An 18,701-nucleotide genomic window follows, 5' to 3' on the forward strand; every position below is an offset into this window, starting at 1 on the left:
ACTTCAATATATGATAATATAGTAGTTAAGCGAAAGTGTTTTATCCAAAAGGAGGAAAACAATGGATTTTTTGACCAATGAAGTATATACCAACGGCTCCGGCCGACCGAAATATAAAGGACCCTTAGGTCCAAGACTGCATGACGACGGCAGCGCCACCCTTACCCTTTGGTCTCCCAGTGCCCAAGAGGTTTCTGTGGTTTTATATGACAAAGAGGATCCCTACAATGTTATTCAAGAGGATCTTCTAATGGAAAAAGGGGAAAACGGCTCTTGGCATATCACCCTAGGGGAGGATAATACGGGGCTGGAAAGTTTAGAAAGCTACTACTACCATTATAAAATTACCCGCAAGGCGGAAAGTGTGCTGGCTCTGGACCCTTACGCTCCCTCCATGGCCATTTGGAACCAGGATGACTCCCGAAACCGAGTTGGTAAAGGGGCAATTGTGAATCCTTCGATGATCGGTCCTGAATTAGACTTTGCTAAAATTCCCGGTTACGAAAAGCGGGAGGACGGCATTATTTATGAAGTCCATGTTCGGGATTTTACGTCGGATCCGGATATTGCTTCCACGCTGAGTCACCCCTTTGGAACCTTCACCGCCTTTATCGACCGACTGGACTATATCAAGGACCTGGGCGTAACCCATATCCAGCTCCTCCCGATTATGAGCTATTACTTCGCCAATGAATACCGGCGGGGAGAGCGGATTATGGAATATTCCTCTAAAGGCAATAATTACAACTGGGGATACGACCCCCACAGTTATTTCGCCCTGACGGGGATGTACTCCGAGGATCCAAAGGACCCGAAAAAACGCATTGAGGAATTTAAAACCCTGATCCGGGAAATTCACCGCCGGGGTATGGGCGTTATTCTGGATGTGGTCTACAACCACACCGCTTCGATTCATATTCTCGAAGACTTGGAACCCCGCTATTACCATTTTATGAATGCCGACGGTTCCCCCCGGGAAAGTTTTGGCGGCGGCCGCTTAGGTACCACCCATAAAATGGCTCGCCGGCTTCTTCTGGACTCCATTCTTTACTGGGTTAAAGAGTTCAAAGTAGACGGTTTTCGATTCGATATGATGGGGGACCATGATGCGGAAACCATTCAAATGGCCTATGATGAAAGCAAAAAACTCAACCCTGATATTTTAATGATCGGCGAGGGCTGGCGAACCTTTGCGGGAGACGAAGGGGCTAAACGGGTTTTGGCCGCGGACCAGGATTGGATGCAGTATACCCAGAGCGTGGGCTCTTTTTCCGATGACTTTCGAAACGAACTGAAGTCCGGCTTCGGCAGTGAAGGAGAACCCCGGTTTTTAACCGGCGGCCCCCGGAGCATTCACCGGATCTATGACAACCTTCGGGCCATGCCTTCAAATTTTAAGGCCAGCCATCCGGGAGATGTGGTGCCCTATATCGAGGCCCATGATAACCTTACCCTTCATGATGTGATTGCCCAGTCCATCAAAAAGGATCCGAAATACCACGAAGAGGAGATTCAACGGCGGATTCGCCTAGGCAATCTGATGGTGCTCACCGCCCAGGGAACCGCATTTTTACACGCAGGCCAGGAGTACGGGCGTACCAAGCAGTTTCTGCACCCGGATTATAAATCTCCGGTGAAAAACCCCCCTTATAAATCCACTTTTATGGTTGATAAAGAGGGAAACCCCTTTGAATACCCTTACTTTATCCATGACTCCTATGACTCCAGCGATGCGGTAAATCTCTTTCATTGGGCCCGGATACAGGATCCGGAAAAATACCCCCTTCATACCCAAACCAAGGAGTATACCAAGGGACTGATCCATCTGAGGCGCTCCAGTGATGCCTTCCGTCATAAAACCATGGAGGCGGTTTTTCGTAAGGTAACCAAAGTCCATGCACCGGAAATCGGGGGTTGGGACCTGGTTATCGCTTACCGTTTGGAAAATCTGGAAGGAACCGAAGCCTACTACGTTTTCGTTAATGCAGACCAAAATTCTCGAAAACTTACCCTGCACCATGATTTGCGACAGGGGAAAGTCCTTGTGGACCGGGAAAGAGCAGGAACCGAAAATATTTCTGATCCTAAGGGCTTTTTCTTAGATGATCAATCCATTTACCTGGAACCCTTAACCCCAGTGATTATCAAAACGAAAGAAGTTTCTCCGGGGTATTAGTTAAAAACCTTGAAAGGGTTCTCCCCCAAGGAGAACCCTTCTCATTTAATAGCTTTTACTTTATTTTTATGTTACACTGTACTGTATACATGATCATTTTATGAAATGAGGGGGAACAAACCATGAATCGTATCAAATCCACAGTTTCCGGATTCGGTGCTGTTATCGCTTCGTTTTTTGCCATGATGTGCTGAGTGGGTCCGGTGATTTTAGTGTCCCTCGGGTTAGGGACCTTCGGCCTTTCCTTCTTTCAATCCCTGGCACCTTATCGACCGATTTTTATTATTCTTGCAGCCGGTTCCTTAGCCTATGTTCATATACAGATGGAAAAGGGAAAAATGAGCAAACGCTATAAGAAGCTCATTTGGGTGATGACGGTGATTGCCGTGATTTTTCTATTTTTCCCTGTACTGATAAACCAATTTGGTTTTTTACGTTAAGGAATCACCGGTGAGGAAAACTATTATGAAAGCAAAAAAGCCCCTTGAGAGACCTCTATTCATAGGTCTTTCAAGGGACTTTTTTGCTTTTTATTCCTCTTCACGGCTTCGAAGGTCTTGAATCAACAACTGTACCGATTCCCGTCCCTTCCATACATTCATTTCGGGGAAAAAGACCACATCCAGGGCATCGGGGCTTTGAAGCTCTTCAAAGTACTGTTCCACCATATTAAACCCAATAGCCTCCAGCTCCTGCTTTCCTCCGGGAACTCTTCCCTTTAATTTCAAATGGGTTTTTTCCTTCCCTAATCGCTGTTTTCCTTTAGCGGGAACCCTGAGATTTTCTAAAAGAAAAAGGGGTTTCTCATTTCCCATACCATAAGGCTCCATTTGGTGTATGGTGTCAATAAATCCTTTATGAAGCTTCTCTTCCTCCAATTTGGCATAAATCTTAATCTTTTTCAAAAACAGCTCCGGGTTCTCCTCTTTCAGCTCCTTCGCCCGCTTATTCAGCTCTTGGCGAAGGCGGGGAATGTTGCCTTTTTCCAGGGAAAGTCCACAGGCCGCAGGATGACCGCCAAATTTCTGAAAAAGGTCTTTAAAGCCAGACATTTCGTAGTATAAGTCAAAACCCTCAATGCTTCTGCCACTGCCCTTATAAACCTCCGGATCCTCAGAATTCGTCAGTACCAACACCGGCCGGTAATAAATCTCTTTAATTCTTCCCGCTATGATGCCGATCACCCCTTCATGAAGCCCGGGCAGATCCACAATTAAAAAATCATCCTCCGAGTACTTTTCTTCGATTTCTGTTAAGCACCGCTCCAGTCCCACTTGCTGAATTTCCTGTCGTTCTTCATTGCACCGGGCCAGATGCCGGGCAATTTCCCTTGCCCGGTTTTGATCCCGGGTCATCAACAGCTCTACTCCCGTACGGGCCTCGGCCACTCTTCCCCCGGCATTGAAATGGGGGCCGATCATAAAACCGATATGCCCCGGGGTGATTTTCTTATCCCCCAGGCGAATTTCTTCCAGTAAAACTTTCAGTCCCAGGCGGCGACGCTCATTGATTCTTTGCAGTCCATACTTTAACAAGGTTCGATTTTCATCCCTTAGGGGAACCACATCCGCCACCGTCGCCAGAGCCACAAGATCCAGGTTTTGGTTCAGGATTTTTTTTCCCAACTGCAGCCTTCGTTGAATGCCCTGGGTTAGCTTAAAGGCCACACCGCAGCCGGAAAGCTCTTTAAAGGGATAATCACAGTCTTTTCTTTTAGGATTGATCACCAAGGATTTCGGCAGCTCCTCTCCCGGTGTGTGATGGTCCGTAATGATTACCTCCACTCCCTGTTCCTTTAAAAAATCCACCTCTTCCAATGCTGTAATTCCACAGTCTACGGATATTAAAAGTTCAGGCTTCCGGGTTTTCACCAATTCTTTCAGGGTTTCCAGATTTAGACCATAACCTTCTTCCTGCCGATTGGGGATATGATAGGAGGTGTTGTTATAAAAACCTTGGAAAAAATCCATCAGTAAGGTCGTGGAGGTGATTCCGTCCACGTCATAATCTCCGTAAATCAGAATATGTCCCCGGTTATTATAAACTTTTTCAATCAGGTCACAGGCTTGGGCCAGATCCTTCATCAAAAAAGGATCATAGGTTTTTTTCGGTTTAGCACTTAAAAACTCCTGAATCTCTTCCACATCGGTGATCCCCTTTTGCTCAAGGATCCTGGTGATAACCGGGTCGACCCCTTGTATTTCAACATTTTCATTGCCTTTGCCTTCTACTGTTTTCCATAGGGTTTTATGCATAAGAGGCTGCTCCTTTGTTTGTTATTGACTCTACCTTTACTATTCTTTTTCTGTTGTTTATTCTAACATACTTTCCTTTGTTACAAAAATTGGCTTTTTCCATTGCTTTTTTTTGAACTTTCACATAAAATGGTTAGTAATAACTACCCACTCTTTGTAAAGAAAGAAGGTTGTTCCCTCTATGAAAACCAATTTTAATAAATTATATGAGGTTTTATTTATCAGCTTTGTCTTTTTACTGATCGTCTTTTTCGTCCGTTCCGCAACCTATAATTTTCCCGGTTTCTCCAGCTCTGCCGGGGATGATTCCGCCCCAACAATTTCCGCCGGTGAGGAACTAAAGGGGGAGCTTTCAGAAGAGGATCCCGAGGAAAAAACCTCGGAAACCCCCACAATCCTCATTGATCCCGGCCATCAAAAAGATCCGGATTACACTCGGGAAAATGCAGCCCCCTCTTTAAACAGCACGGTTTATAAGGTGTCCACAGGAACCCGGGGGGTCTCCACCGGCGTATGGGAATACGAACTGGTTTTGGATGTGGCCTTCAAATTAGAATCCGCCCTTAAGGATCTGGGTTATCAAGTGGTCCTCACCCGGGATCGTCATGACGTACATATTACCAATAAGGAACGGGGAAAAATGGCGGAGGAGATAGGGGCTGACATTTTAGTCTCCCTTCACGCCGACGGCAGCTCCATCACCTCTGCCCAAGGGGTTAGTGTCCTGTCCCCCTCCTTTAACGTATCCTATATCGATGCCGACCGGGCCGCGGTCAGCAAAACCCTCAGCACTTTAATTGTTGATGAACTGGCAGAGGCCACCGGGGCCAGAAACCGGGGGGTTCACTTTCGAAACAATCTTTCCATCCTTAATTGGTCCAAGGTCCCCAGCACCTTAGTGGAAATTGGATTTATGTCCAATCCTGAAGAGGACCAGAAGATGCAGACCGACGAATACCAGGAAAAAATCGCCCGGGGAATCGCCTCAGGCATTCACAAGTATTTTAACTCCACCCCGGATTCCGAAGAATAGGGGATGGAGTTTTTTATGTTTTAATCGATTTTACTTAAAACTTCATAGACCCGGCGGAGGGAAAGCCCCTGCTCCTTTGCAACCCTCCGACAATCTTCATATTCCGGGGTGAAGGTTACTCTTGTTCCTTGATAATATCCCTCTTTAAAGGTAATCATCCCGAAGGGGGTTTCTCTTTTTACAAACTCCCGCGTCAGAGCCTCCCGGTGAATCTCGGTTATGCGAATTCCCAGGGTTGAGGTCTCGAGAAAAATCATTTTCTTCATATTTTCCTCCAGGGTTTTATCCGCAAGAACACTGAGCTTGGTCCCCGGTCGATTCTTCTTCATCATAATCGGGGTCAGATAAACATCCCGTGCCCCCTCTTCAAGAAACTTCTCAAAAACGTAGGAATAGATCTCGGGATTCATATCGTCGATATTGGTCTCCAGTAATAAAAGGGTTTCCTTCTCCCCTTCCTCCTCAGGCTCTATACTTTTTTTTTACCCACCATCATTCGCAGTACATTGGTAATTTCCAAATCCTTTGTCCCCAGGCCGTAACCGATGCTTTCAATTTCCATCAAGGGGGTTTCCCGAAACTCGTCGGCCAGCACTTTGACAATGGCCGCCCCGGTGGGGGTTACCAACTCGCTTCGAATACCGGTGGAATATACGGGCATTCCCTTTAAAATTTCCAGGGTCGCCGGGGCCGGTACCGGGATTTTCCCATGGGCACATTTCACAAATCCCGTCCCGATGTGGAGCGGGGAAGAGATAATTTTATCGGGATTTAACTGATGGATTAAAATTGCAACACCGATAATATCCACGATGGAATCAATGGCCCCTACTTCATGGAAGTGCACTTGGTCCAAGGGCTTATCATGAATTTTCCCTTCCGCTTTCGCCACATGCCTGAACATTTCCTTGCTCATGTTTTTTACCGATTCCTCTAAGTCACTGTCATCAATGAGTTTTTCAATATCCTTTAGGTTTCGGTGATGATGTTCGTGACCATGATGTCCGTGACCATGATGTCCATGATCATGATGTCCGTGACCCGGCTTTTCCATAATCACATCAAAGTCCACACCGGTGATACCGTTTTTCTGATTTTTTTCAATTTGTAAGGTGTAACCCTCCACCTTCACTTTTTTCAGCTCCGAGAGGAAGGCGTCTTGGTCCAGGCCTAAATCCAATAAGGCCCCGATGGTCATATCCCCACTGATTCCGGATAAACAGTCTAAATAAAGTATTCGTTCTTCCATATATTTTCCCCACTCTTTCTTTAGGATTCAGCCCTTCGGGCTTTTTCAATTTGTCGATTGATGGTGCCGGCCAGGTATCCCCCGCCGAAGCCGTTGTCGATGTTTACCACGCCGATTCCGCTGGCGCAACTGTTGAGCATCGTCAGCAGTGCGGATAGCCCTTGAAAATTCGCTCCATATCCCACACTGGTGGGAACGGCTATCACGGGCTTGTCCACCAGGCCTCCGATCACACTGGGAAGAGCCCCCTCCATACCGGCTACCGCAATGATTACATTGGCTTGCTGTAATTTATCCGTGTTTTTTAACAACCGGTGGATCCCCGCTACGCCTACATCATATAACCGTTCCACGGTATTCCCTAAAATTTCTGCAGTCAGGGCCGCTTCCTCGGCTACTTTAATGTCCGCCGTGCCACCGGTCGCCACTAATATCACGGACTCTGTCTTTTCCACTTCCCTTTTCTTGACCACGATGATTCGAGGAATGGGATGATATTCAAGGTCCGATGTTATTTTTTCAAGGGCTTCATAAACTTCCCGGGAGGCCCGGGTCAAAAAAATATTATTTCCCGTTTCCAGCATATGTTCCACGATGCCTACAATATGTTCCAGCTCTTTCCCCTCACAAAGAATTACCTCGGGATAACCGTTTCGAATTTCCCGGTGATGGTCGATCTTTGCGTATCCCAACTCTTTAAAGGGAAGGTCCTTTAATTGCTCCATGGCCTCGGAAACCGGTAAATTTCCCGCTTTGATCTGTTCAAGGATGCTTTCTATATTTTTCTCCTTCAATATTTTCATCTCCTATTTAATAGCTTAAAGGAATCTCCCTATGGTTTAGTATGATTTCCACAAACTTTTCCAAGTATTCCCGGTCAATTTCATTAAAGCGGTTTTTGATGGGACTGTCGATGTCCAATACCCCTATAAGCTTCCCCTCTCGAATCATGGGAACCACAATCTCCGATTGGGAGTCGGGGTCGCAGGCAATATGTCCCGGAAAAGCATTCACATCCTCCACCACTTGGGTCTCAAAGGTATTCGCCGCCGTTCCGCAAACCCCGCTACCAATTTCAATACGGGTACAGGCCGGCTTTCCCTGAAAGGGTCCGAGGATCAATTCCTCTTCTTTATAAAGATAAAATCCCGCCCAGTTAATATTGTCCATCAGCAAATATAATAACCCGGAAGCATTGGCTAAATTTGCCAGCCAGTCCTTTTCCTCGGCAATCAGCCCTTTCAGGTTAAGATTCAGATAGTCATAAAATTTTTTCGGATCTTCCGTGGTGATTTTTTCGATTCGATTCATAATGACCTTCCTTTCTGCAGGTATTCTTTGAATTTTTCCTTCCCTAATTATACCATTGCTTTGGTGATATGAAAATAAAAAAGCCTACCGAAGGGTAAGCTTTTAATTACCGGGTTGCGCCCGCTCTATTGTATAGATGTTATAGTCTTCCGCCTCTTCTATGGTTATATAAAGGGTAATCACTTCCCCCACATCATATACCCCTTCATTGAAATCCTCGATTACCTCTTCACCGAAACGGAATACATTCAGTTCCTGGACAAAGTCATATTCCCCGGATTCAACAATTTCAAACTCTGCAGAATTGGCATCCGCAAGTCCCATGAATCTTGCTTCCACGGTGTAGATTTCCCTGCCGACCGCGTCTTCATTATCATCTTCATCCTCATCGGGATCTAGGGGTTCCGGTTGAGGTTGGTCCACTTCGTTGGCCTCCTCGGGCTCCTCTTCCCTTTCGTTTCCGATATCACAGGCTGCCATAGTTAAAACCAGTAGCGGTATGAGCATGGTCAGGATTATCCTTCTTCCCATTTTCCCTACTCCTTTCCCTGATTTCTCCTGCCTCCTATTGATAGCGGAGAACCTCAAATCGATAGACTTTCATTTTCTCCCCTTCCATAATGCCCGCTTTTTTCGCCGCGATATCCAACTGCTTGTCCGGGGTATCCACCCCTTCCAACTCGGGAAGTAGCAATCCTCTTTTTCCCTCGTGTTCCACAACTACACCGTATTTCCGGGGATCCAGATCATCTATGGTTTCCACCAACTCTTGTTCCTTTAAAACATCTACACTGATGCTGAGTTGGTCCAGTTCCTTCTTTTCCACCGGTACAAATCGAGGATCAAAAAAGGCGGCTTCCAATGCGTTTCTGATAATTTCTTCTCCCACATGGACTTCCAACGGCTCTATCGTACCGATGCATCCCCGCAGTTCCTCCTTATTATAAAGAGATACAAAGGCCCCGGCCTGGAGGTTTTCAACGTCTTTACTCCATGTCTCATCCTCCACCTCTTTTTTAAAATCTTCAAATTTCAGTTTGTTGCCCGTTTTGATTTTTTCTTCGATGGCTCGTAGGGCCAGCTTGGCATACAGGCTTTCCGGCTTCATTATATTTCCTCCTTTGCTAATTTTTTTGAACCCAGGCATTCATGTAACCGACACCGAAGGGACCTTCATAGGATAGGACCCGGGAGGTCAATTTTCCCTCCCCCAAGATGCCAAAGCCCAGAACAATCGGCCTAAGGCCGCATTCTCCCGCGGGGCCATAAATTTCCTCGGGCATATTCATAATGTCCGCTACGTTGCAACGCTTAATTGCATTTATAATTCTTCGGTCAAACTCTTCCCCCCGTTCATCATAACCGTAGGGACCTTCGTCTTTTAGTCGGTGGGACAGATCTCCGCTGACCACAATGGTAAAAGCCCCTTCCCCGGCCTCCAGAATTTCCTGTATTTTTAATCCCAGGTCATACAACTCTTTCAATCCCAACATGCCAATGGCAATATGAATAAGCTTTGTCTCCGGAATCTCTTTTTCAATGAAATGCAAAGGGACAAAGGCGCCATGATCTAAAGATTCTTCAATAAATACCCCGGGCAAACCCTGTTCCTTGAACCCTTCTTTCAAACCTTCAATGTTTTTGGCGTCCAATTCCTTCGTCATTTTCAGGTGGGGGTATCCAAACTCCCGGAGATCGCCGGTTGTCTCCTCCCCTTCAAGAAATGCCAGCTTGTTTTGATGCACGGCCCCATGGGGCGTGATTAAAACCAGGGTATCGGGATTACCGGCTTTAATTTTTTGGGCAACCTCTTTCATTCCCTGTAGGGTTCTTTGTGCTTCCTTTTCTTTTCCCTTTCCAAGTTCTGAAATTAGGATTGGGGGGTGGGGGACGATAAACATCCCTTGAATCTGTCCCATTATTTTTCCTCCTTTAGAAATTTCCGCTTCGTACCCGGTTTAAAACCTGTTCCGCTTCCTCTTTCATCTCTAGCAAAAACTCAATATCCGTTGGCGGCTCCTGGTATCGATAGCATGGATAATAACGATTTAAATGCAAGGGGAGCTCGGGACTGATCGAGGCCAGCCACTGAAAAAGACGGATCAGCTCCTCTCTTCGGTCACTGAGCCCGGTAACCACCAATGTGGTAACCTCTATGTGAATACTTCCGTGGAGAAAGGCTATCGTTCTTTTGACCCTTTCCAATTCTCCGCCTAGAACCTCAGGATACACTTGGGCATTGAACCCCTTTAAATCAATATTGGCGGCATCTAGATAAGGGAGTAATTCTTTTAATGGCTCATTCTCAATATACCCATTTGTGACTAAAATATTCTTCAGTCCCTTTTTCTTCGCAAGCTTTGCGGTTTCCAATACCATTTCATAAAAAACGATCGGTTCATTATAAGTATAAGATATGGAAGGAACCCCGGCTTTTACTGCCCGGCTCACCACCTCTTCCGGGCTCATGTCCGTAGTGGGAGGCTTTCCCTTAGCGATCGTATAGTTCTGACAGAAAGGACAATGAAGGTTGCAGCCGAAGCTTCCCATGGACAAGGTTTGGGTCCCCCGCAGATAAAAATGAATCGGCTTTTTCTCAATGGGATCTATATGAAGCCCGGTGATTTTCCCATAGTTCAAACTCATTAAGGTCCCCTTCTCATTTTTTCGTACACCGCACTTTCCTATTTTTCCTGGGGAAATCCTGCAGTGATGGGGGCATAATGTGCATTTCACCTGATTTCCCTGGAGTTTTTCATAATACAGCCCTTCTTTCATCTCACGTCCCTCCTTTTTTTACCTGAAGAGGCGACCCCAGATCCTCTTGGCTTCTTCTTTTAATAAAGACGATTAAAAAGCGCTTGAAATTCTTCTCTTTCCAGGGCCATGGGGGTTTCTCTCAAGGACATTTCCTTCTTTTTTTCCTTCTGTTGATTCTCGTATAAAACCCCGGTGACCAGTCCATTCGTTTCCATGAGCTTTCCCATGGCCCCGTGATAACTGGACGGGTCATAAGCCCTATCCTCGGATACCGAGGTCAAATTTTTTCGAAACCACTGGTAGGTGTTTTGTTTATTAAACGTAATACAGGGACTGAATACATTAATAAAAGAAAACCCTTCATGTTCAATGCCTTTTTTAATAAGATCCACCAACTCCTCCTGGTAGCCGGAAAATCCTTGGGCTAAAAAAGTGGCCCCCGCGGATAGGCTCATCAACCCCGGTTGCAGCGGTAAGTCTTCGCTTCCCTGAGGGGTGCTCGGGGTTTTAAATCCCTGATCACTTACCGGGGAAGTATGCCCCTTCGTCAGTCCGTAGATTTGATTGTTCATAACAATATAGGTGATATTAATATTTCTTTTCGCCGCATGAATGAAGTGTCCCGCTCCAATGGCAAAGCCGTCTCCGTCACCGCCGGCGGCAATCACGGTCAAATCTTCATTGGCCAGTTTGATACCCTGGGCAATGGGGAGCGCCCTTCCATGAACCCCATGAAAACTGTAGGCCTTCATGTATCCGGAAATTCGGCCGGAACAGCCGATTCCCGAAACCACGGAAAGATCCTTGCGGGGAATTTCCATTTCCGCCGTGGCCACCTGCAAGGAACGGAGCACGGAAAAATCGCCGCAGCCTTTGCACCAGGTCGGTTCTATTCCATTGCTATAATCTTTATATTTTGCCATTATACCAGCTCCTTTATTTTGTCTTTGATTTCTTCAATCAGAAAGCCGTCACCGTTGTAGGACAATAAGGAGTCCAGTTTCTCATGGTAACCGATCTCTGCCTGGATGATCCTTCGAAGCTGAGCGCTGTAATTATTCTCCACAATTACAACCTTGTCATAATGCTCTAAGAGCTTTTTTATCTGTACTTTCGGCAGGGGTTTGATTTGCTTTATTGCCCCATAGTCCACTATGCGGTCCAGCTTTTTTACCCCTTGCTCCAGTGTAGCAAAGGTGGAGCCATAACCTAAAAACAGTATGTTATTATCCTTTTCCTGATACATTTGAATCCCTTTTTTATATTCCAAGGGTGTCATTTTTTCCATTCGCTTCTCCGTAAGTCCTCGATGATCATCCTTGGGGCTCAAGGGAAAACCGTACTCACTATGCTCTAGTCCGGTGGTATGATGGAGTCCGTTTTCCGTCCCGGGAAAAACTCTTTTGGAAATGTGATCCCCGGTGTCTTCATAGCGCTTATAACTTTCCTCTCCGTCATCCAGGTCCTCCTGCCTTCCCAGTTTTCCCCGGTTAATGGTGACCCGGTCAAAGTCCAGTGCTTCAATGTTTTCATAGGAGAGACTGCGCAGGGCATCGGACATGATAATCACAGGACACTGATACTCCTCTGCCAGATTAAAGGCTTCCACCGTATCATAAAAACAGTCTTCGAAGGTGGCGGGGGCCAGTACGATCCTGGGGAAATCCCCATGTCCTCCATAATACAATGTGTTTACATCACTTTGCTCATGCTTTGTGGGAAGGCCGGTGCTGGGCCCTTTCCGCTGGGCGTCCACCACCACGATGGGCACCTCTGCCATGGCGGCAAGTCCGAGCCCTTCCATCATCAGAGAAACCCCCGGTCCCGAGGTTCCGGTAATGCTTCTTACCCCTGCATAGCTGCTTCCGATAATCATATTGACGGCGGCAAGCTCGTCCTCGGTTTGCACCACCTTTCCCCCATAGCGGGGAAGATGCTCCGATAAATACTGCATCACTTCCGAAGCCGGGGTAATGGGATAAGCGGCCATAAAGCGACAACCGCTCATAATGGCTCCAAGACCGATCAGATCATTTCCCACCGCCACCGGCCCCAGATCCTTACGGGTCACCGGCTCGATTAGATAATTAACCCCCTTAAGGCTGGTAAAATTATAATCCACGGCCCCCTGCAATACCTTTTTATTTTTCCGCACCACTTCTTCCCCTTTGTCTTTAAAGGCCTCTACGATGACGGATTCCACATATTCCGGTTCGATGTCCGTAACCCTTGTTAAAAAACCCAGGGAGCAGACGTTTTTCATAATCATATTTCCTTTATCCTTTACCACCTTGGTAATGGGCAGGGAGATAATTTCTATTTCCATCTCCTTAATAAAATCTAAATCCACTTTTAATTCCAGGGCTTCGTCGTAAAGGAGAAGTCCTCTTTTCCTTAGTTTTTTCGTGTAAATTTCCATGGTGTCTTCATCCAGGGCCATAACAATGTCCATATCGTCCTTCAGACAGCCTTTTTTATCCACACTTCCGTGGGCGATAATCGCGCTATTGCCCCCTTTGATTCTCGAAGTAAAATGTCGTTTTCCGTAAACATGGTAACCCATTCGCGAAAGCACTTGAAGGTAATACAGACCGGTGGCCAGTATTCCGTCTCCTTGGGTGCCTCCAATGAGCACTTGAATTTCTCGGTTCATTTAATCACTCCTTATGTCTTATTTATGTTTTATCGGATGGTGAAATATTCATGGACACTTCTTTTTTTCATACCCAATTTCACCTGAAATCCTCAGGGGGTTGATCAAAAAGAAAAAAGCCCGAAGGCTTTTTTTATTGTACTGTTAAGGGCAAGGGATCCCGTCAATTATATTGGATCTTTCAGGATTTATCCAAAATCTTTTTCTCCCGTGGACAGAAAAAAAGCGGATAGGGTTCCCGGACCGGTATGGGCACCAATGACTGCGGGTAAAGTGGTAATCAAAAAGTCCTTAGCTCCCACTTCCTCCTTCAGCATTTCCCGTAGCAGCTCCGCACCTTCCCGATCGTTCCCATGATTGATCCCAATCAATTGCTTGTCCAAATTAACTCCTCGCTCTTTCACAATTTCCACAATTCTTTTAATGGCTCTTTTCCGGCTTCGAATTTTTTCAAAGGGGATCAGTTTTCCATCCTCCACATTTAAAATCGGTTTGATGTTCAACAACCCTCCTACAAAGGCGGAAGTATAGCTGACCCGACCTCCCCGGTACAGGTAATTGAGGTCCTCCACGGTAAATATGTGCTCCATGTTTGGCGCGTAGTAATTCACCGCTTCCAAAATTTGTTCTTTGCTCTTTCCCTCCTTGGCCATTTCCGCTGCCCTCTTAACGATCAGTCCGGAACCCAGGGCTATACACTTGCTGTCCACCAGTTCCAGATCAAAGGTTTTTTGCCCATCATATTTTTCTAATAATTGATTTTTCGCAATCACGCTTCCTTGATATGTGCCGGATATTTCGGAAGAGAAGGCGATATAGATCACGGTGTCGAAAGCGCCTATGTATTTTTCAAAGATCTCCTCAAAGGCCGCCGGGGAAACCTGGGAAGTCTTATAGACCTTGCCCTCTTTCATATCCTCCATCATCGCTTCCGGATCAATATCCACTCCATCGGTAAAAGATTTTTCCCCAAGTTGTAACGTAAGCGGTGCTACGGTTATATCCAGCTCCTCCAGAATCTCTTTCGGAAGGGAGCAGGCGGAATCCGTAATAATTTTAATACTCATAGTATACATCCCCCTTTATTATTTTTAACTCTTAGGCTAAGAGTTTCTCCTCTATATATTATACCACGAATTTAGGTATCAAATCTTTTATCTTCAATGGATTTATGAATCCTTAGGATTTCCTCATAAAATAAGATAAGGGCAAATCATTTTTTATGATCGCCCTTATCTATTCATAATAAGATCGGAAGTAGTTATACCAGTCATTTGTTGATTTTGGTGGCGTATTATTGTTCGTAAACATCACACCTTTCTTATTTCCTTTTAGCATTCATGCTTTGCATTACTTTTTCAGTAATTACTTCTTCAGTAATAAGGTTGTTCGATGTTTTGTGTTCTAACCTAAATATAGGTTCCGTTAAACAGCTTCCTGTTTGGATGTTAGCTGCATGTTATTTAACTGTTGTACTTTTGACTGGTAGTGATCTACCGGATCTTATTATATTATTATTATACCATACTTCTCGCTTTTTAAACATACTATTGTCGGAAAATTTAAAATTTCGTCGCTTCTTCGCCGTCGCGGGCTTCCCATCGGGAAGCTCAACCCTCTGCTATCCCTAAAGAGCAGCGAATTATTCGCTGCTCCTACCATCAATAAGGAATAATGAAAAACCTTAATCAAATGCTTTTTTCTTGTTCACGATCTCCGTAATAATCCTTGGTACTTCCCGCACCATATCACTGGCAATCATTCCGTATTCCCCGGTGATCTTGGCGGCTTCATCCCCCGACCGGCCATGAATATAGACCCCGGCCATGGCGGCGCCTATCAAATTTATTTTTTGACCCACCAGGGCTGTAATAATACCGGTTAATACATCTCCGCTCCCCGCAGTGGCCATTCCCGGATTCCCGGTAGTGTTTAGGTATACATGCCCTTCTTCATCGGTGATCACGGTACTGGCTCCTTTCAATACAACAATGACGCCGTATTTACGAGAAAAATCCTTGGCTACCTTAATTCGATTTTCATTAATCTCCGGGATACTCAGCCCCGTAAGTTTTGCCATTTCTCCGGGATGAGGCGTTAGGATACAACGGCTTTTTACCTTCTTTAACAGTTTTAACATCTTCGGCAATACATTTAGGGCGTCGGCATCTAAAATCACCGGACACTTTGCCTCCCGCAGTACCCGTTCCACAATAACCTCCGTCTCCTTGCTTCTTCCAAGACCCGGTCCCAGAGCCACCACATTGCTTCGCTGAAGACTTCCCATGATATCCTCCACACCGGTAAACTCTTTTGCGTTGCCCTTGGGCACTTGAAAAGGAACCGTCATGACCTCCGTAAGCTGGGTTTCTAAAATATCATTCAGTTCTTCGGGTATTGCCAAATGGAGCATTCCCACCCCGCTTCTTAGGGCTGCCTTCGAGGCTAGGATAGCGGCCCCGGTCATGCCCCGGGATCCCGCAATCATTAATGCTCTTCCGTAGTTTCCTTTATGAGAATTCAGTCCCCGAATGGGTAAAATATCCTTTAAGGTTTTTTCCGTAATCAACTTTGCTTCATACTGGGATTTACTGATGGCCTCTTGGGGAATCCCGATGGGGCAAATTAACAGTTCCCCGTTATATTCAATGGCCGGGGCTGTAAGGTTTCCGATTTTAGGCAATTGATAAGCCACGGTTTTTGTGGCCCGAATAGCACTCCCTAAAACCTTCCCCGTATCTCCGGAGATCCCCGAGGGAATATCCACGGAGATGATTTTTCGTTTAACCTTATTGACAACCCCAATCACTTCGTTAGCAATCCCCTTTACCGGCTTGTTCAGTCCTGTCCCGAATATGGCATCCACCACAATATCGGATTTCATCAAGTCCAAATTAAAATCAATCATATCGTTTTCATCTTTTAAAACCCCAATGGATACCCGCATGGCCTGAATCGCTTCAAAATTTACCTTGGCATCGTTCTGTATGGACTTTTCATCTCCCACAATGTACACCTTTACCTGCACATCCTTATTATAGAGATGTCTTGCAACGGCAAATCCGTCCCCGCCATTGTTTCCGGTTCCACAGATGATAATCACCTTTTTCCGGTAGTCTTCATTTAAGGCTTTCATCACCTCTACCGTGGTATTCATTCCTGCATTCTCCATTAAAATCAGTCCCGGAATCTTATATTCCTTCGTGGTAATTCGATCCAACAATCGCATTTGCTGATTGTCCAGCACCTTCATGAAAAATCTCTCCCTTTTTTCAATTTGTTGTTAAACCTTCTTTTGCGCTATAGACTGTAGCTCTCAATAATGGCTGTCAGGTCTTTAGGGATCCCATTTTTCGCCATCTGATAATTGGTGATATCCCTTCGTTCCGTTACCTCCATTCCGAACCAATCCGGGGGTGCAAAAGCCTTCATGTCCTCTTCTGTTTCAAACTCCACTTCCACACTGTAAAAGCCCTGAAACTCCCCTTTATAAACATCCAACTCCGCAACAAGGCCTGCCTTCAGGGGAAGGTAGTAACGGGTCTTTTGGATTTGCATCGGAGGCCGATCTCCTTCAAGAAACAAAAATAGCTCCGAAGAAATTTCCATCTCCTCTTCCCTTCTGGTATGGGTACCCGGGCCTTTTTTGGTAAGAACGTAGTCCCCGCCGATTTTTCGGATCCTTAATTCCGGTTCACTGCTTAAATACTTTTGTATGATTTCCTTTTTCTTCACCTTGAATACGTCCGGAAGTTTTTTCACTAGAAATTTCCGTTCCCTTTCCACTGCCAACATTTACACATCCTTTCATAACACCAGTCGGTCCTCTGCAAAACTGAAATATCGATTATCCCCTACGATAATATGATCCACCACTTTTATGTCAATGGCCCCCAGGGCCTCTTTGATCCGTTTCGTTACCTGAATATCCCCCTGGGAAGGTTTGATTGACCCTCCGGGATGGTTATGGGCAAGGATCACACTGCTGGCCTGATACTTCAGGGCGGTTTCCACTACCAACCTTGGATATACTGCGGCTTCATTGATGGTGCCTTGAAAGGTTTTTGCCGCGTGGCGTACCTGGTTCTGGTTGTTTAGACAAATCAGGTAAAAACACTCGTAATGAAGATCGGTAAAAAGATGGACAGCGTACTCCCCGGCCTTCTGAGAGCTGTTCAACTGATGTTTTCCCTTGAATTTGCAACTTTGATACCGCCTGGAAAGCGGGGCTAACAAAGCAAGCAACATGGCTGCATTTTCCCCCACCCCTTCAACTTTACGGAGGTCCTCCATTTTTGCATCCAGAACCCCGGCAAGGTCTTGAAACTCCCTTATCAAGCGATGGGCGATTTCATTGGTATCCTTTCGTGGTATCCCGTAAAACAGTAACATTTCCAAGATCTGATGTTCTTCGAAGTGATCAATACCTTCCCGAAGAAAACGTTCCTTCAGCCGTTTTCGATGCCCTGCATGTATACTCACGTACCCCATCCCCTTTACCGTATTTTTGCAACCCCTCGAATCGGTGAGCCTTCCCCCCCTGGTATTTTCAGGGGCAGTCCGTAAAACTCAAAATTCTCCTGTAAAAGCCCTCCCAGATTCTTTAAGTTTTCCACGATGATGATTTCCTTTTCCAGTAAAATCCGATGGGCTAAAAGCCCGTCGCCTTCCAGGGGATCCACACTGATGGCATCGATACCGATCCCTTTCAGGTCCAGGGTTGTCACTTTTTTTGCCACCGCCTGGGACAGGATCGGGGACCCTGTTAAGTAGCTTTTATCTCCCCACTTTTTATCCCAGCCGGTGTAAAAGAATAAATATTCTATGGAAGATAACCGACGGTCCTTTTCCTCTTCCCCTTCTTTAGGCATGGTTTTTCTCTGGAACCGGGGCTGAGACAAAGCTTTGTCCATCGCCTCTTCGAAGAGATCCGGAGTGATTTCCTTTTCCCCTAGCCGGGAAAAGTCCAGGACCAAACCGGAACCGCAAAATTGATCCGCACCGTAATCCTCCAGATTTTTCCCCCGGGGAAAAACATGGGCGGGGGTATCCAGGTGGGTTCCCGTATGGGAGTATAAAGAAATTTCCATTTCCCGAAAGCCATCGGTCTCCACGGTGTGTTTCACCGTAAATTTCGGACCGGGGGTTCCGGGAAACAAGGGCATGTCCTCTGTCAGTTTTTGGGTCAAGTCAACAATTTTCATTTTTGCCTCCTTTTACCGGGATTATGTAGAACCAAGAATTTTTTACTAATAATTAATACA

The 18,701-nt window shown here is 45.9% G+C and carries 17 protein-coding genes and 1 pseudogene; 3 read left to right on the plus strand and 15 right to left on the minus strand.

What is annotated here, in order from left to right:
* Nucleotides 1-61: 61 nt before the first annotated feature.
* Nucleotides 62-2,176, plus strand: coding sequence for a pullulanase (locus tag ISALK_RS05640; RefSeq protein WP_160720021.1), 2,115 nt, complete (start codon nucleotides 62-64; stop codon nucleotides 2,174-2,176).
* A 194-nt stretch (nucleotides 2,177-2,370) separates the two neighbouring features.
* Nucleotides 2,371-2,616 (plus strand): hypothetical protein, encoded by a 246-nt coding sequence (locus ISALK_RS05645; RefSeq protein ID WP_160720023.1) that lies wholly within the window; start codon nucleotides 2,371-2,373, stop codon nucleotides 2,614-2,616.
* 90 nt (nucleotides 2,617-2,706) lie between these two features.
* On the opposite strand, the gene recJ is transcribed toward ISALK_RS05645, so the two are convergent.
* Entirely contained in the window at nucleotides 2,707-4,431 is a 1,725-nt protein-coding gene (recJ, locus tag ISALK_RS05650; RefSeq protein WP_160720025.1) for a single-stranded-DNA-specific exonuclease RecJ, read from the minus strand.
* Nucleotides 4,432-4,612: 181 nt separating this feature from the next.
* Here recJ and ISALK_RS05655 point away from each other — a divergent pair, with 181 nt between their 5' ends.
* Nucleotides 4,613-5,464: an N-acetylmuramoyl-L-alanine amidase family protein gene (locus ISALK_RS05655; RefSeq protein WP_160720027.1), complete on the plus strand. Its 852-nt coding sequence runs from the start codon at nucleotides 4,613-4,615 to the stop codon at nucleotides 5,462-5,464.
* A gap of 20 nt (nucleotides 5,465-5,484) precedes the next feature.
* Here the strand turns inward: ISALK_RS05655 and larC are convergent.
* The 14 genes and pseudogenes from larC to ISALK_RS05730 all read right to left on the minus strand — a co-directional run bounded on the left by larC (nucleotide 5,485) and on the right by ISALK_RS05730 (nucleotide 18,641).
* Nucleotides 5,485-6,713, minus strand: a pseudogene (gene larC / locus ISALK_RS14915) (nickel pincer cofactor biosynthesis protein LarC).
* A gap of 20 nt (nucleotides 6,714-6,733) precedes the next feature.
* On the minus strand, nucleotides 6,734-7,507 hold the full coding sequence (gene larB / locus ISALK_RS05670; protein WP_201756845.1) for a nickel pincer cofactor biosynthesis protein LarB: 774 nt from the start codon (nucleotides 7,505-7,507) through the stop codon (nucleotides 6,734-6,736).
* A 16-nt stretch (nucleotides 7,508-7,523) separates the two neighbouring features.
* Nucleotides 7,524-8,024 carry a free L-methionine (R)-S-oxide reductase MsrC gene (gene msrC / locus ISALK_RS05675; protein ID WP_160720033.1) on the minus strand — a complete coding sequence of 167 codons (501 nt, stop codon included), beginning with the start codon at nucleotides 8,022-8,024 and terminating at the stop codon, nucleotides 7,524-7,526.
* A 102-nt stretch (nucleotides 8,025-8,126) separates the two neighbouring features.
* Nucleotides 8,127-8,555: a hypothetical protein gene (locus ISALK_RS05680; protein WP_160720035.1), complete on the minus strand. Its 429-nt coding sequence runs from the start codon at nucleotides 8,553-8,555 to the stop codon at nucleotides 8,127-8,129.
* Nucleotides 8,556-8,589: 34 nt separating this feature from the next.
* Complete coding sequence (gene amrA / locus ISALK_RS05685; RefSeq protein ID WP_160720037.1) at nucleotides 8,590-9,132, minus strand: AmmeMemoRadiSam system protein A; 543 nt, start codon at nucleotides 9,130-9,132, stop codon at nucleotides 8,590-8,592.
* A gap of 16 nt (nucleotides 9,133-9,148) precedes the next feature.
* The gene (amrB, locus tag ISALK_RS05690) at nucleotides 9,149-9,943 is read right to left on the minus strand and encodes an AmmeMemoRadiSam system protein B (RefSeq protein WP_160720039.1); all 795 of its coding nucleotides are present in this window, start codon (nucleotides 9,941-9,943) and stop codon (nucleotides 9,149-9,151) included.
* Between the two features lie 13 nt (nucleotides 9,944-9,956).
* Nucleotides 9,957-10,802 carry an AmmeMemoRadiSam system radical SAM enzyme gene (gene amrS, locus ISALK_RS05695; protein WP_160720041.1) on the minus strand — a complete coding sequence of 282 codons (846 nt, stop codon included), beginning with the start codon at nucleotides 10,800-10,802 and terminating at the stop codon, nucleotides 9,957-9,959.
* Between the two features lie 59 nt (nucleotides 10,803-10,861).
* Nucleotides 10,862-11,707, minus strand: a complete 846-nt coding sequence (locus tag ISALK_RS05700) for a 2-oxoacid:ferredoxin oxidoreductase subunit beta (protein WP_160720043.1) — start codon at nucleotides 11,705-11,707, stop codon at nucleotides 10,862-10,864.
* The gene (locus tag ISALK_RS05705; protein ID WP_160720045.1) at nucleotides 11,707-13,437 is read right to left on the minus strand and encodes a 2-oxoacid:acceptor oxidoreductase subunit alpha; all 1,731 of its coding nucleotides are present in this window, start codon (nucleotides 13,435-13,437) and stop codon (nucleotides 11,707-11,709) included. The genes ISALK_RS05700 and ISALK_RS05705 overlap by 1 nt, the downstream gene beginning before the upstream one ends.
* A 188-nt stretch (nucleotides 13,438-13,625) precedes the next feature.
* Nucleotides 13,626-14,504: a DegV family protein gene (locus ISALK_RS05710; RefSeq protein ID WP_160720047.1), complete on the minus strand. Its 879-nt coding sequence runs from the start codon at nucleotides 14,502-14,504 to the stop codon at nucleotides 13,626-13,628.
* 617 nt (nucleotides 14,505-15,121) lie between these two features.
* Complete coding sequence (locus ISALK_RS05715; protein WP_160720049.1) at nucleotides 15,122-16,690, minus strand: NAD(P)H-hydrate dehydratase; 1,569 nt, start codon at nucleotides 16,688-16,690, stop codon at nucleotides 15,122-15,124.
* A 47-nt stretch (nucleotides 16,691-16,737) separates the two neighbouring features.
* The gene (locus tag ISALK_RS05720) at nucleotides 16,738-17,232 is read right to left on the minus strand and encodes a CYTH domain-containing protein (protein WP_160720051.1); all 495 of its coding nucleotides are present in this window, start codon (nucleotides 17,230-17,232) and stop codon (nucleotides 16,738-16,740) included.
* Nucleotides 17,233-17,244: 12 nt separating this feature from the next.
* Nucleotides 17,245-17,919, minus strand: a complete 675-nt coding sequence (radC, locus tag ISALK_RS05725; RefSeq protein ID WP_371723603.1) for a RadC family protein — start codon at nucleotides 17,917-17,919, stop codon at nucleotides 17,245-17,247.
* Between the two features lie 14 nt (nucleotides 17,920-17,933).
* Complete coding sequence (locus tag ISALK_RS05730) at nucleotides 17,934-18,641, minus strand: cyclase family protein (RefSeq protein ID WP_160720055.1); 708 nt, start codon at nucleotides 18,639-18,641, stop codon at nucleotides 17,934-17,936.
* Between the last annotated feature and the right edge of the window lie 60 nt (nucleotides 18,642-18,701).

The sequence above is a fragment of the Isachenkonia alkalipeptolytica genome (genome assembly GCF_009910325.1).
Taxonomy (GTDB): domain Bacteria; phylum Bacillota; class Clostridia; order Peptostreptococcales; family T1SED10-28; genus Isachenkonia; species Isachenkonia alkalipeptolytica.

Bases quoted from the DNA above. Each gene is read 5' to 3' on its own strand.
- amrA (WP_160720037.1), bottom strand. From the start codon at position 9,132: ATGAAGCCGGAAAGCCTGTATGCCAAGCTGGCCCTACGAGCCATCGAA.
- recJ (WP_160720025.1), bottom strand. From the start codon at position 4,431: ATGCATAAAACCCTATGGAAAACAGTAGAAGGCAAAGGCAATGAAAAT.
- ISALK_RS05700 (WP_160720043.1), bottom strand. From the start codon at position 11,707: ATGGCAAAATATAAAGATTATAGCAATGGAATAGAACCGACCTGGTGC.
- ISALK_RS05730 (WP_160720055.1), bottom strand. From the start codon at position 18,641: ATGAAAATTGTTGACTTGACCCAAAAACTGACAGAGGACATGCCCTTG.
- ISALK_RS05680 (WP_160720035.1), bottom strand. From the start codon at position 8,555: ATGGGAAGAAGGATAATCCTGACCATGCTCATACCGCTACTGGTTTTA.
- ISALK_RS05705 (WP_160720045.1), bottom strand. From the start codon at position 13,437: ATGAACCGAGAAATTCAAGTGCTCATTGGAGGCACCCAAGGAGACGGA.
- ISALK_RS05640 (WP_160720021.1), top strand. From the start codon at position 62: ATGGATTTTTTGACCAATGAAGTATATACCAACGGCTCCGGCCGACCG.
- msrC (WP_160720033.1), bottom strand. From the start codon at position 8,024: ATGAATCGAATCGAAAAAATCACCACGGAAGATCCGAAAAAATTTTAT.
- ISALK_RS05720 (WP_160720051.1), bottom strand. From the start codon at position 17,232: ATGTTGGCAGTGGAAAGGGAACGGAAATTTCTAGTGAAAAAACTTCCG.
- amrB (WP_160720039.1), bottom strand. From the start codon at position 9,943: ATGGGACAGATTCAAGGGATGTTTATCGTCCCCCACCCCCCAATCCTA.
- ISALK_RS05710 (WP_160720047.1), bottom strand. From the start codon at position 14,504: ATGAGTATTAAAATTATTACGGATTCCGCCTGCTCCCTTCCGAAAGAG.
- amrS (WP_160720041.1), bottom strand. From the start codon at position 10,802: ATGAAAGAAGGGCTGTATTATGAAAAACTCCAGGGAAATCAGGTGAAA.
- ISALK_RS05655 (WP_160720027.1), top strand. From the start codon at position 4,613: ATGAAAACCAATTTTAATAAATTATATGAGGTTTTATTTATCAGCTTT.
- ISALK_RS05715 (WP_160720049.1), bottom strand. From the start codon at position 16,690: ATGAAGGTGCTGGACAATCAGCAAATGCGATTGTTGGATCGAATTACC.